Source organism: Acidovorax sp. BLS4 (assembly GCF_032929295.1).
Classification (GTDB): Bacteria; Pseudomonadota; Gammaproteobacteria; order Burkholderiales; family Burkholderiaceae_C; genus Paracidovorax.
Genome location: NZ_CP136797.1, coordinates 2,399,690 through 2,412,922, shown reverse-complemented (window position 1 = coordinate 2,412,922; position 13,233 = coordinate 2,399,690). Strand labels below are relative to the sequence as shown.

The window sequence follows — 13,233 nt, the reverse complement described above, 5'->3', positions numbered from 1 at the left end:
CGCCGGACCGGGCCCGTCAGCGGGCCAGTTGCTGCCAGGTGGCGATCACGCTGTCGGGGTTGAGCGAGATCGACGAGATGCCTTCCTTGGCCAGCCACTCGGCGAAGTCCGGGTGGTCGCTGGGGCCCTGGCCGCAGATGCCGACGTACTTGCCCTGGGCCTTGCAGGCGGCGATGGCACGCGACAGCAGGGACAGCACGGCGGGGTCGCGCTCGTCGAAGTCCTGCGCGAGCAGCTCGAGCCCCGAGTCGCGGTCCAGCCCCAGCGTGAGCTGGGTCAGGTCGTTGGAGCCGATCGAGAAGCCATCGAAGTACTGCAGGAACTCGTCCGCCAGCACGGCGTTGCTGGGCACCTCGCACATCATGATGACCTTCAGCTCGGCCTCGCCGCGCTTCAGGCCATGCTTGGCCAGCAGCTGGGTGACCTTGTCGGCCTGGCCCAGCGTGCGCACGAAGGGCACCATCACCTGCACGTTGGTCAGGCCCATCTCGCCGCGCACGCGCTTGATGGCGTCGCACTCCATCGCGAACGCCTCGCCGAAATCGGCGCTGATGTAGCGCGCCGCGCCACGGAAGCCCAGCATCGGGTTCTCTTCCTCGGGCTCGTAGCGGCTGCCGCCGATGAGCTTGCGGTACTCGTTGGACTTGAAGTCCGACAGGCGCACGATCACCGGCTTGGGCCAGAAGGCGGCGGCGATGGTGGCCACGCCCTCGGCCACCTTGTCCACGTAGAACGCGCGGGGCGAGGCATGGCCGCGCGCCACCGATTCCACGGCCTTCTTCAGGTCGGCATCGACGGCGGGGTAGTCCAGGATGGCCTTGGGGTGCACGCCGATGTTGTTGTTGATGATGAACTCCAGCCGGGCCAGGCCCACGCCGTCGTTGGGCAGCTGGCAGAAGTCGAAGGCCAGCTGCGGGTTGCCCACGTTCATCATGATCTTGGTGCCGATCTTGGGCATTTCGCCGCGCTGCACCTCGGTCACCTCGGTTTCGAGCAGGCCGTCGTAGATCTTGCCGGTGTCGCCCTCGGCGCAGCTCACCGTCACCAGCGTGCCGTCCTTGAGCAGGCTGGTGGCGTCGCCGCAGCCCACCACGGCAGGGATGCCCAGTTCACGCGCGATGATGGCCGCGTGGCAGGTGCGCCCGCCGCGGTTGGTGACGATGGCGCTCGCGCGCTTCATCACGGGCTCCCAGTTGGGATCGGTCATGTCGGTGACCAGCACGTCGCCGGGCTGCACCTTGTCCATTTCGGCGATGTCGCTCACCAGGCGCACGGGGCCGGTGCCGATCTTCTGGCCGATGGCGCGGCCCTCCGCCAGCACGGTGCCCGTGCCTTTCAGCTTGAAGCGCTGCTCGGCCTGGCCCTTGGACTGGCTCTTCACCGTCTCGGGACGGGCCTGCAGGATGTAGAGCAGGCCGTCGGTGCCGTCCTTGCCCCATTCGATGTCCATTGGGCGGCCATAGTGCTGCTCGATCACCAGGGCGTAATGGGCCAGTTGCTCCACGTCGGCATCGGACAGGGAGAAGCGGTTGCGCTGCTCGGTCGCCACGTCCACCGTCTTGACCAGCTTGCCGGTGGCGGCCTTTTCCTCGGCCGAGGCGAAGACCATCTGCACCAGCTTGGAGCCCAGGTTGCGGCGGATCACGGCCTTGTTGCCCGCCTGGAGCATGGGCTTGTGCACATAGAACTCGTCGGGGTTCACGGCGCCCTGCACCACCGTCTCGCCCAGGCCGTAGCTGCTGGTGATGAAGACCACCTCTTCGAAGCCGGATTCGGTGTCGATGGTGAACATCACGCCCGCCGCGCCCAGGTCGGAGCGCACCATGCGCTGCACGCCGGCCGACAGGGCGACCACGTCGTGCGCGAAGCCCTTGTGCACGCGGTAGCTGATGGCGCGGTCGTTGTACAGGGAGGCGAACACCTCCTTCATCTTGTGCAGCACGTCGTCGATGCCGACCACGTTGAGGAAGGTTTCCTGCTGGCCCGCGAACGAGGCGTCGGGCAGGTCTTCCGCCGTGGCGGACGAACGCACGGCGAAGCTCGCCTGGGGGTTGCCTTCGGACAGTTTTGCGAAGGCTTCGGCGATCGCCTGCTGCAGGTCGGCCGGGAAGGGCTGGGCCTCGACCATGGCACGGATCTCGGCGCCGGCAGCGGCCAGGGCGCGCACGTCTTCGGTGTCCAGCGCGGCGAGGCGCTTGCTGATCTTGTCGGCCAGCCCGTCGTGGGCGAGGAACTGGCGGAACGCGTGGGCGGTGGTGGCAAAGCCCGTGGGAACGCGAACGCCCTGGGGCAGCTGGGAGATCATCTCGCCGAGGGAGGCGTTTTTGCCGCCCACCGACTCAACGTCGGTCATTCTCAGGTTTTCAAACGGAACGACCAGGGCGGTCGCGTTGAAGAGTGCAGACATGGGATAGCTCCAGAAGTTGAAACTGGGTCTGCGCCTGCGCTCCGGGGGAGCAATCGCGGGCGAGCGCCCATGCACGGCGTTCGGCTTTGGTGTTGTGGTTGTGGGCCGCCGGGGTGCATGGTGAGAATTTGGATAATGGGCGCCATTGTAGGCTTGCCCTGCGCGGCCGCGCTGGCGGCGGGCTGACGGATCGTCCCCCTTCTTCGGAACCCCTGCCCATGCACACGCGCACCGTTTTCTTCATCTCCGACGGCACCGGCATCACGGCCGAAACCTTCGGCAACGCCATCCTGGCCCAGTTCGACATGAAGCCGCGCCACGTGCGCCTGCCCTTCATCGACACCGAGGACAAGGCGCACCAGGCCGTGCGGCAGATCAACCACACGGCGGACGTGGAGGGCAAGAAGCCCATCGTCTTCACCACCTTGGTCAACATGGGCGTGCTGCGCGTCATCCAGGAAGGCTGCAAGGGCATGCTGCTGGACATGTTCGGCACCTTCATCCGGCCGCTGGAGACCGAGCTGGGCACCAAGTCGCACCACCGCGTGGGGCGTTTTTCGGACGTGAGCCTGAGCAAGGAATACACCGACCGCATCGAGGCGATCAACTTCAGCCTGGACCACGACGACGGCCAGAGCCACCGCGACCTGGCCGGCGCCGACGTGATCCTGGTGGGCGTGTCGCGCAGCGGCAAGACCCCCACCAGCCTGTACCTGGCCATGCAGTGCGGCCTGAAGGTGGCCAACTATCCGCTGATTCCCGAGGACTTCGAGCGGCGCCAGCTGCCCCCGGCGCTGGAGCCGCACCGCAAGAAGATCTTCGGGCTGACGATCCAGCCCGAGCGGCTTTCGCAGATCCGCAACGAACGGCGCCCCAACTCCCGGTACGCGGCGCTGGACAACTGCCGCAACGAGGTGTCCGAGGCCGAGGCGATGATGCGGCGCGCGGGCATCCGCTGGCTGTCCACGACCACCAAAAGCATCGAGGAAATCGCCACGACCATCCTGCAGGAAGTGCGTCCCGAGCGGCTGGTGTATTGATATGCAATGACTCAGCCAAACGAATAGCCAGCGCCTGGGCAGACCGCGCTCCCTTATTATTTGCAGATGGATCGAGATGGCTGTGCACAGCATGGCCATCGGTTCATTGATTTAAAAAAGGGAGAAACGATGGCTGAGATGAGTGCCGTACATCGAACGATTCACCTACATGGGGTTTGATCGATCTATTTGCGTGGAAGCTGATTCCGGACCGTATGGGCGGCGGCCGGCAATACATCCAGAACTTCAAGGACGCGTGGGTTCGTCATAACAAACAGTACATCCTTGAAGCCGCCACCAAATATCGACTTCCACCACCATTGCTGGCTGGTGTTTGCTGGATCGAGGTGGGGGGCGACCCCAATTTCATTGATCGCGTCGCATTCGAAGTTCGTTCATTTGATTGGAGCGGCCCTCCTGCCATCGACAAAATGGCGATCACCCGGCATCCGAACAAAACATCGTTCGGCTCCGTCAGCATTCAAATCCGCACGGCGGGCGAGACAATGGGCATTCCCGCTTCCGACATGTCAGTCACCCAATCCAGGGGACTCGCCAATTGCCTGCAAAGGGATGTTTTCAATATCGACGTCGTGGCGCAGCATCTGAGGCAACTGGCAGATCATGACAAATACACATTCCCACTAAGCATGGAGCAAGTCCGCATCATCGGCGCGCGCTACAACAGAGGCATGGGACTGTCTCTGGAACAGATCAAACAGAACACGAGCTATGGAAACTTCATCGTCAATTTCTGGCCACGATTCAGCAGCCTCATTGAATGATTAACCTGCACCATGAATAAGTTATTGCGGATCACCCTGCATGCCGCGTCCATCCTGGGCCTGCTGATCATGGCGCTTCTGCCACGAAATCAATACGACTTCATGCACGGGATGGACCCGTCCATTCCCGCCAACGCCATCGAAAACGGGTCGGGCAATGCCATCGTGGCGGCGGGTGCGATCTTTGCCCTTGTCGCAGTGGTCCAGATCGCCATCGCGGCGAAGGCCTCCCGGCCACGGGCCCGCGTTCTGCCCGTGGTGCTCGTTCTGCTTGGCTTGGCGATCCTGGCGATCAAGGTGGCCGGCTGAGTCGAAGAGGCCCGATGTCCGGCCCAGTTCTGCCAAAGGTGCGGCAGGACCGCTGGCCTACTGCACCGCCTCCGGTGCCGCATGCCACAGGGCCTGGGGGCGGGGCTCGGGGTCGCGGTTTTCTTGCGCTGCCGCCTGGCGCTCCGGCCCCGGGGTCCAGTGGGTCTGCAGGCTGCGCAGCATGGTGCGAAAGTGCGAGGTCAGCCCCGGCATCTGCGACAGGGCCTGCAGGTTCACGATGATCTTGCGGGCCATGGCATCGCGATACGGGGCCTCGGCGGTGTGCGCGTGTCCCGTCATGAGCGCCATCGTGCTGGCCAGCAGCGCCTCGGTGCAGGGCAGGCGGTATTCCTCGTCGGTGGGGTTTTCAGTGTCCGGGCACGGTGCATCGGCAGCCATGGTCAAGCCTCCTTCGGAATTGCAACAGACCAGGCCAGCCATCGCCACACCGCGGGCAGCTTGCGGCCCGGAGGGCCAACGACACCGCACGCGGAATCCACCATCCACGGACCGGACAGCGGATGCGCCATGCGAACGGGCGCAGACCTGGATCATTTGGGAAACGAAAGCGCTGGCTCGGAGCGCCGCACCCCACGGGTTGGCGCCTGGCTGGCTGCAGCACAGTATATGAGAATAATTCTCAAGCCGATGGTGTCATTCGGCCCGGTGCTCCGCCGCACGCAGGCTCTGCCTTTAGACTGACAGGCATGCTTTTGGACTACGACCCCGACGACCTCGACGTCAAGATTTCGGAGCTGCTGGTCGCCACCAGCGACTCCGCCGACCCTGAACTTCCTGCCGCCGTCCCGGAGGTGCTGAAACTGCTGCGCACGCGGCTGGGCATGGACGTGGCCTTCGTGTCCCAGCTCACGGAAGACCACCGCACCATCATGGCCGTGGACAGCGCACCCGATTTCGCGCCGATTCAAGCCGGCCTCTCCGACCCGGTCGAAGAAAGCTGGTGCCAACGGGTGGTCGAAGGCCGACTGCCGGAACGGATGGAAGATGCCGCGCCCTATATCGCGTCCGGCAAGGCGCCGGACCCGGGGTTCCCCATCGGCACCCATCTGAGCACGCCGGTGCGCCTGTCCGGCGGGGCGGTGTATGGCACGCTGTGCTGCTTCAGCCGCGGCGTTCGTGCCGATGCGGACATCGACCGGCTGCGTTACACGGCCAACCTGCTGGCCGCGCGGCTGGCGCCGGGTTCGGCAGGGGCTTGAGCAGGCCTTGCACCATGCCATCAGGGCGGCGGATGCGCGCCGGCCGTCAACGCCCCTGCCCTTCGAATTCAACCGGCTGCGTCAGACCACGGCATGCATCTGCAGCAGGCGCTGCCGCAGGGCCTCGGCCACCGGGCTGAGTTCGCGCGAGCGCCGCTGCAGCAGCCCCAGGGTGCGCCACAGGTCGGGCCCGGTCAGCGGCACACCGCACACCTGGGAATGCGCGGGCGCCAGCGCCAGCTGCGGCAAGGCCGCCAGCCCCAAACCGGCCTCGACCAGGGCCAGCGCGCCGGTCACATGGTTGCATTCGTACCAGGCGACGGGAGGATTCGGCAGTTCCGCCATGGCCTGGTCCAGCAGCAGGCGGTTGCTGCTGCGGCTGGAGACCGACACCAGCCGCTGGCCGGCCAGTTCCTCCCAACGCACCTCGGTGCGCTGCGCCCAGGCGTGGCTGCGCGGCATGGCCAGCACGTAGCGTTCGCGCAGCAGCGGCTGGAACAGCAGCGCCGACTCCTGGGTGCCAGTGAAGCTCAGGCCGAAGTCCGCCTCGCCGCGGGCCACGGCTTCCAGCACCTGCTGGGCGTTCTCGTCGATCACGTGCACCTGCACGTCGGGCATCGCCTGCGCGAAGGACTGGAGCGCCCGCGGAAGCAGGTGGTTGGCCACGGACGGCACGCAGGCAATGGTCACGCGGCCCCGGCGCAACTGCACCTGGTCGCCGAAGCGCTGAACCGCCTCGTCCAGCCCGGTCAATGCCATGCGCGCCTCGTGCAGGAACTCCTGGCCCATGGCGGTCAGCTCCACCGTGCGGGTGGTCCGCTCCAGCAGCCGGGCACCGAGCGCGGATTCCAGCCGTTCCACCCGCCGGCTCAAGGCCGGGGCGGACAGGCACAGGATCTCGGCCGCCACGCGGAAGCTGGACTGGTCCGCGGTGACCACGAAGGCCTGCAGTTCCTTGAGGTCGAATTTGATGCTTCGCATGCAACAGTCGTTTCGTAAATTGCAATTTACGGATCATTGTGCCCCTCCTACGATGCGCCCTTGATCGCCGGGCCAACGACCCGGCGGCGCTTTCCCGGAGACATACCCCATGCAACGACGCCCCCTCATCGCGGCAGCCTTCCTGGCCGCCAGCTTCCCCCTCGCCAGCACCGCCCAGGCGCAGGACTTTCCGCCCAAGAAGCCGGTGACCCTCGTGGTCGGCTTCGCCGCAGGTGGCTCGGCCGACATCGCCGCCCGCATCATCGCCAAGAAGCTGGGCGAGAACATCGGCCAGAGCGTGGTGGTGGACAACAAGCCGGGGGCCGGGGGCAACCTGGCCCATGCCCAGGTGGCCAACGGCCCGTCGGACGGGTCCATGCTGCTGTTCGGCTCCATCGGGCCGCTGAGCATCGCGCCCCATTTCATGAAGGTGGCGTACGACCCGCTCAAGGACCTGGCGCCCATCTCGATGGGCGTGGCCTTCCCGAATGTGCTGGTGGTGCCCGCCAGCACCGGCATCAAATCGCTCGGCGATTTCGTGGCCAAAGCCAAGCGCGAGCCCGGCAAGCTGGACTACGCCTCCACCGGCCCGGGCTCGGCCGCGCACCTGGCGGGAGAACTGCTCAACGACGTGGCGAAGATCGACACGCTGCACGTTCCCTACAAAGGGGGCGCCCCGGCGCTGCAGGACGTGCTGGGCGGGCGGGTCACCGCGTTCTACGCCGCACCGCCCTCGGCCCTGCCCCACATCGAATCGGGCAAGCTCATTCCCCTGGCAACCACCGGCCTGACCCGCCCGGCCTACCTGCCCAACGTGCCCACCGTGGCGGAGACCTACCCGGGCTTCAACGCCACCAACTGGTACGCCTTCGTGGCCTCGGCCAAGACGCCCAAGCCCCTGCTGGACCGCTGGAACACCGAGATCGTCAAGGTGCTCAACACGCCGGAGGTGCGCGACAACCTGCTCAAGCACGGACAGACCGCCAGCCCCACGGGCCGCGAAGAACTCGGCCAATTCATCGCGGCGGAGCACGCCAAGTGGGGCCGCATCATCCGCGAACGCAAGATCACCGCCGACTGAGACGGCAGGCCGGACGCATTCCCCCCCAAAAAAATCAGGAGACAAAGGACATGCCGCTCAACCTTCCGCTCACACCGTCCCCCACCACGGCCACGCCCAGCAACGCCCGGCGCCGGGTGCTGTGCACCCTGCTGGGCACCGCCCTGGGCCTGGGGCTGGCACTGGGCGGTGCCGCGCCGCCCGCTGCCCAGGCCGCGGAGATCCGCGTGGTCACCTCCGGCGGCTTTTCGGCCGCCTACGACCAGCTGGTGCCGCTGTACGAACAGGCCACCGGCCACACGGTCGTCACGGCGCGTGGCGCATCGCTCGGCAACGCGCCCGACTCCATCCCCAGCCGCATGGCGCGGGGCGAGCAGTTCGACATCGTGATCCTGGCCGATTCGGGGCTGGACGAATTGACGGCGCAGGGCAAGGTGCAAGCGGGCAGCCGCGTCGACCTGGCCCGTTCCATGATCGGCATGAGCGTGCGCAAAGGCACGCCCAAGCCGGACATCAGCAGCCCGGAGGCCCTCAAGCAGACGCTGCTCCAGGCCCAATCGGTCGCCTATTCCGCCAGCGCCAGCGGCACCTACCTGGTCAACGAATTGTTCCCGCGCCTGGGCGTGGCCGAGGCGATGAAGACCAAGGCCACCAGGATCTACAGCGAACGCGTCGGCGCGGTGGTGCTGCGGGGCGATGCGGAGCTGGGGTTCCAGCAGGTGAGCGAATTGCTGCCTTTCAAGGAGCTGGAATTCGTCGGCCCCTTGCCGGACGCCGTGCAGCAGCGCGTGTTCTTCTCGGCTGGCGTGGCCGAGGGCGCGCAGAACGCGGATGCCGCGCGCCATCTGATCCGCTTCCTGGCATCGCCAGCGGCCGCCCCGATCGTGCGCAGCACGGGCATGGAGCCAGCGGCCACGCGCTGAGCGGGCGGGCGCTGAGCGGGCGGGCGGTCCGCACCGGCAATCGCCCTGGAGAGGCCTGAGGCCAAAACGGCCTCCAGCACAATAAGCACTAGGGCATTACGCTATACAAAATATAGCAAACCCTCCACGACGGTGCTTCGGTGAGGCTGCTGCGCCCCCACCCGGGCGGCGCGGGCAGGCCCCTTCCTTGGCGATCAACGGCCGCCCTGCCCCATGGCGGGATCGCTGAAGCCGTCGCGGCCCGTCTCCACCCGCCCGGCAAAGCGGCGGACGAACCCTGGCAGCGCGCTGCACGTGACCTGGAAGTCGTACCAGCGGGCGCTGCCGCCCAGGTCCCACTGCAGGTCCTGCGCCTGGCCCGGCGCCACCGTGGCGGTCCAGGGGCCGTCCTGGCGGTAGGCCAGGGCCTGCACGCGCAGCACGGCTTCCGCAGCGCCCGCGTTCATCAAGGTCAGGTGCACGTTGCCGTTGGCGATGTCGTAGCACACCCGCACTTCGGGCTGGGGCACGCCGGGCGCGCGCAGCGCGCCGAGCTGGCCCGCGAAGCTGCGGTGGAACCCGTTCGGCCCCAGCACCCACAGGTCGTAGGCGCCCGCATCGTCCGTGCCGGCATTCCAGCGGTCGTCGAGCTGCTTGCCCGCCTCCACCACGTAGCGGCGCGGGGCGCGGTCCAGGTGCAGCCGGTCGTAGACGTGGAAGACGGCCGCGCTGGTGCCGGTGTTCGAGAACAGCAGTTGCACCGTGCCCGCGGCCGGCTCCGCCCGGGCGCTGGTGTGCAGCTCGTACGGCAGCGCGCGCGAGGGCCGGGCCTGCACGGCCTGCTGCGGCAGGGCCTGCGGCGTGGGCACGGCGATCTGCGGCAGCGCCCCTTGCGCGGCGCGCAGGGCGTCGGCATCGTCCCGCGTGCGGCGGCCGGCGAGCGTGGCGAGCGGCCCGTCGTTGGGCGTGGCGAAGTTGAAGGCCGTGGTGAGGTCGCCGAACACCGCGCGGCGGTAGGGGCTGATCTGCGGCTCCTGCACGCCGAAGCGGGCTTCGAGAAAGCGCAGCACGGAGGTGTGGTCGAAGTTCTGCGAATTCACCCAGCCGCCGCGGCTCCACGGGGAGATCACCCACATCGGCACGCGCGGCCCGGGGCCGTAGCAGTCGCCATCGGGCGGCGGCATGCCGGTGCCGGGGACCGGGGTGTGCGTGTAGTACTCGTAGGCCATGTCCCGGTCGCTCAGCGTGGACTTGCCGATCTTGCCGCCGCTGGCATCCAGCGACGGCGCGCACGGCGGCGGCAGGTGGTCGAAGTAGCCGTCGTTCTCGTCGAAGTTGATGAGCAGCACGGTCTTGCTCCACACGTCGGGATTGGCCGTGAGGGCATCGAGCACCTCCTGCACGTACCAGCCGCCCTGCACCGGGCTGGAAGGGCCCGGGTGTTCAGAGTACGTGGCGGGCGGGATGACCCACGACACCTGCGGCAGCGAGCCGTCGAGCACCGCTTTGCGGAAGGTGCCGAGAAAGCCGCCGTCCGGCATGGTGTTGGCAATGCCCTTGTAGAGCGGGTTGCCGGTGTTGTCGCTCGCGGGGTCGTAGGCGGGGTTGACGTCGCGGTCATGGTAGACCGGCTTGCCCGAGGCGAGGTTGGCCTGGCGGTACTGCGGAAAGCCGAAGAGCGGGTTGTCGGTGAAGTTGTCGGGCATGTTCTGGTAGACCATCCACGAGACGCCGGCCTTTTGCAGGCGCTCGGGGTAGGTGGTCCAGTCGTAGCCGCCGGTGCGGATGTCGGTGTCCGAGTCGAGCTCGTCCAGGGCGTTGTTCACCACCACCCGGCCGGAGGGACCCGTGGCGCCGTTGGTGCCGGTCCAGTGGAACAGCCGGTTGGAATTGGTGCCGCCGTGCAGCGAGCAGAAGTACGCATCGCACACCGTGAAGGCTTCGGCCAGGGCGAACTGGAACGGGGCCTCCTGCTGCGTGTAGTAGCCCATGGACTGGGGCTGCTTGTAGCGCGCCCACTCCTGCATGCGGCCACGGTCCCAGGCGTTGCGCGCGTCGACCCAGCTGTGGGGCGTGCCGCTCACGCGCTGGGCATTGCCGGCCTTCTGGTCCAAGTGGTAGGGCAGCACGGGCGCGCCGTTCTTGTCCAGTTGCTGCCACACGCTGCGGCCGCCGGCCACGGGGATGGTGAAGCGGTCGCCGAAACCGCGCACGCCGGGCAAGGTGCCGAAGTAGTGGTCGAAGGAGCGGTTTTCCTGCATGACGATCACGACGTGCTCCACGTCCTGGATCGTGCCGGTGCGGTGGTTGGCCGGAATGGCCAGAGCCCGGCGGATGCTGGGCGGGAACAGGCTCAGCGCCGCGGCGGACGCGGTGGTGCCGGCTGCGGCCTGGAGGAACTTGCGTTTCCGGGAATCGATGGTCATGGTGTGCTCTGCGTGGGTTCGACGGGGAAGGCGTGCGCGATCAAGGGGCGCAGCGCAGCTGGGTCTTTTCGGCGCCGGGGGCATCGGCGGAGGTGCCGCCTCCCCCACTGCCGCCGCAGCCCGCCAGGGCCAACGCCATCGCCGAACCGGCCAGGAACAAGAAAAACGGCCGCGCCCAGCGGGGGCGCGATCGGGGGGCTGCAGGGATCAAGGTCATGGAAAGGTCTCGCGGGTCGAGTGGATCAAGCGGCGGACTGGGCCAAAGACCGAACTTCGGGGCGACCGCCTTGCAGTTGCAGAAAAGTGCATAAACGCAATAATCTGCAACCCGAATGATCCGCCCGCACCGTGTCAGCGCCATGACGGCAGTGGCCTTCCAGGGGCAGGGGCGCCCCTCCCCCGCGCACGGCAGAACGGCAAAAAGCACAAGGCGGCCCCGAAGGCCGCCTTGTGCTTTGAAAAGACAGAAAAGAAGGAGCGGGGCGCCCGTGGCGCCCCGTCATCCACCAGGCGCCCGGGCGCCTGCGATCACGCCGGTGCGGTGGTGCGGATCAGGTGGTCGAATGCGCCCAGGGCCGCCTTGGCGCCCTCACCCGCCGCGATGATGATCTGCTTGTACGGCACCGTGGTCACGTCGCCCGCGGCGAACACGCCCGGCACGTTGGTGCGGCCATGCGAGTCCACCACGATTTCGCCGAACTTCGACAGCTCCACCGTGCCCTGCAGCCACTGGGTGTTGGGCAACAGGCCGATCTGCACGAAGATGCCTTCCAGCGCCAGTTGCTTCGCTTCGCCGCTCACGCGGTCCTGGTAGGCCAGGCCCGTCACGCGGTTGCCGTCGCCCAGCACCTCGGTCGTCTGCGCCTGGGTGATGACGGTCACGTTGGGCAGGCTGCGCAGCTTGCGCTGCAGCACGGCGTCGGCCTTCAGATCGGCCGCGAACTCCAGCAGCGTGACGTGCGCCACCACGCCGGACAGGTCGATGGCCGCCTCCACGCCGGAGTTGCCGCCGCCGATCACCGCCACGCGCTTGCCCTTGAACAGCGGGCCGTCGCAGTGGGGGCAGTAGGTCACGCCCTTGGTGCGGTACTGGTCTTCGCCAGGCACGTTCATGTTGCGCCACCGCGCACCGGTCGAGAGGATGACCGTGCGCGAGCGCAAGGTGCCGCCGTTTTCCAGCTCGACCTCGATCAGGCCGCCTTCCGCCGCGGCGGGCTTCAAGGCCTTGGCGCGCTGCAGGTTCATCAGGTCCACCTCGTAGTCGCGCACGTGCTGCTCCAGCGCCGCGGCGAATCGAGGGCCGTCCGTCTTGCTGATCGAGATGTAGTTCTCGATGTCCAGCGTGTCGTTGACCTGGCCACCGAAGCGCTCCGCGGCCACGCCGGTGCGGATGCCCTTGCGGGCGGCATACACGGCGGCCGCGGCGCCGGCCGGGCCACCGCCGACCACCAGCACGTCGAAGGCCTCCTTGGCCGAGAGCTTGGCCGCATCGCGCGCCGCCGCGCCGGTGTCCAGCTTGCCCACGATCTCTTCCACGGTCATGCGGCCCGAGCCGAATACCTGGCCGTTCATGAACACCATGGGCACCGCCATGATTTCACGGTCGGTCACTTCCTGCTGGAAGGCGCCACCCTCGATCACCGTGGTCTTGATGCGCGGGTTGAAGATGGCCATCAGCGACAGCGCCTGCACCACGTCCGGGCAGTTGTGGCAGGTCAGGCTCATGTAGACGTCGAACTCGAAGTCGCCATCGATGGCCTGGATCTGCTCGATCACGTCCTGCTCGACCTTCGGGGGATGGCCGCCGGTCCACAGCAGGGCCAGCACGAGCGACGTGAATTCATGGCCCAGCGGCAGGCCGGCGAAGCGCAGGTGGGTCTGCGTGCCGGCGCGCTGCAGGGTGAACGAGGGCTTGCGCGCGTCGTTGCCGTCGGTGCGCAGGGTGATCTTGTCGCTGCGCAGGCCCTGGATGGTTTCCAGCAGTTCGCGGGTCTGGGTGGACACCTCGCTGCCGTCCAGGGACGCCACGATCTCGAACGGTTGCGTCACGCGCTCCAGGTAAGCCGAAAGTTGGGTTTTGAGTTGGTCGTCGAGCATGGTGGT

12 protein-coding genes are annotated in these 13,233 nt (G+C 67.3%); 6 read left to right on the top strand and 6 right to left on the bottom strand.

Going from position 1 to position 13,233, the window contains the following annotated elements; all coding sequences use genetic code 11:
• Positions 1–16: 16 nt before the first annotated feature.
• On the bottom strand, positions 17–2,407 hold the full coding sequence (ppsA, locus tag R1Z03_RS11290; RefSeq protein WP_317359715.1) for a phosphoenolpyruvate synthase: 2,391 nt from the start codon (positions 2,405–2,407) through the stop codon (positions 17–19).
• A gap of 218 nt (positions 2,408–2,625) precedes the next feature.
• Between ppsA and R1Z03_RS11285 the strand changes: the two genes are divergently transcribed.
• From R1Z03_RS11285 to R1Z03_RS11275, 3 genes are all read left to right on the top strand, one after another.
• Positions 2,626–3,447, top strand: a complete 822-nt coding sequence (locus R1Z03_RS11285) for a pyruvate, water dikinase regulatory protein (RefSeq protein WP_272568151.1) — start codon at positions 2,626–2,628, stop codon at positions 3,445–3,447.
• Positions 3,448–3,623: 176 nt separating this feature from the next.
• Positions 3,624–4,232, top strand: a complete 609-nt coding sequence (locus R1Z03_RS11280; RefSeq protein WP_317359710.1) for a hypothetical protein — start codon at positions 3,624–3,626, stop codon at positions 4,230–4,232.
• A gap of 24 nt (positions 4,233–4,256) precedes the next feature.
• Positions 4,257–4,541: a hypothetical protein gene (locus R1Z03_RS11275; RefSeq protein WP_284411512.1), complete on the top strand. Its 285-nt coding sequence runs from the start codon at positions 4,257–4,259 to the stop codon at positions 4,539–4,541.
• 57 nt (positions 4,542–4,598) lie between these two features.
• Here the strand turns inward: R1Z03_RS11275 and R1Z03_RS11270 are convergent, their stop codons facing one another.
• On the bottom strand, positions 4,599–4,940 hold the full coding sequence (locus R1Z03_RS11270; protein ID WP_284430170.1) for a hypothetical protein: 342 nt from the start codon (positions 4,938–4,940) through the stop codon (positions 4,599–4,601).
• A 308-nt stretch (positions 4,941–5,248) separates the two neighbouring features.
• Here R1Z03_RS11270 and R1Z03_RS11265 point away from each other — a divergent pair, with 308 nt between their 5' ends.
• Positions 5,249–5,761, top strand: coding sequence for a GAF domain-containing protein (locus tag R1Z03_RS11265; protein ID WP_317359707.1), 513 nt, complete (start codon positions 5,249–5,251; stop codon positions 5,759–5,761).
• 81 nt (positions 5,762–5,842) lie between these two features.
• Here R1Z03_RS11265 and R1Z03_RS11260 read toward each other — a convergent pair whose 3' ends face one another.
• Positions 5,843–6,742: a LysR substrate-binding domain-containing protein gene (locus tag R1Z03_RS11260; RefSeq protein WP_317359704.1), complete on the bottom strand. Its 900-nt coding sequence runs from the start codon at positions 6,740–6,742 to the stop codon at positions 5,843–5,845.
• A gap of 109 nt (positions 6,743–6,851) precedes the next feature.
• Here R1Z03_RS11260 and R1Z03_RS11255 point away from each other — a divergent pair, with 109 nt between their 5' ends.
• Entirely contained in the window at positions 6,852–7,823 is a 972-nt protein-coding gene (locus R1Z03_RS11255) for a tripartite tricarboxylate transporter substrate binding protein (protein ID WP_272568140.1), read from the top strand.
• A 50-nt stretch (positions 7,824–7,873) separates the two neighbouring features.
• Positions 7,874–8,725: a substrate-binding domain-containing protein gene (locus R1Z03_RS11250; protein ID WP_317359700.1), complete on the top strand. Its 852-nt coding sequence runs from the start codon at positions 7,874–7,876 to the stop codon at positions 8,723–8,725.
• Between the two features lie 194 nt (positions 8,726–8,919).
• Here the strand turns inward: R1Z03_RS11250 and R1Z03_RS11245 are convergent, their stop codons facing one another.
• The 3 genes from R1Z03_RS11245 to ahpF form a co-directional block, all read right to left on the bottom strand.
• A complete protein-coding gene (locus R1Z03_RS11245; protein WP_284430167.1) occupies positions 8,920–11,130 on the bottom strand; it encodes a phosphocholine-specific phospholipase C in 2,211 nt (736 codons plus the stop codon).
• A 40-nt stretch (positions 11,131–11,170) separates the two neighbouring features.
• Positions 11,171–11,347 carry a hypothetical protein gene (locus tag R1Z03_RS11240; protein ID WP_284430166.1) on the bottom strand — a complete coding sequence of 59 codons (177 nt, stop codon included), beginning with the start codon at positions 11,345–11,347 and terminating at the stop codon, positions 11,171–11,173.
• Positions 11,348–11,658: 311 nt separating this feature from the next.
• Positions 11,659–13,227 (bottom strand): alkyl hydroperoxide reductase subunit F, encoded by a 1,569-nt coding sequence (gene ahpF, locus R1Z03_RS11235; RefSeq protein ID WP_317359697.1) that lies wholly within the window; start codon positions 13,225–13,227, stop codon positions 11,659–11,661.
• Positions 13,228–13,233 lie beyond the last annotated feature (6 nt).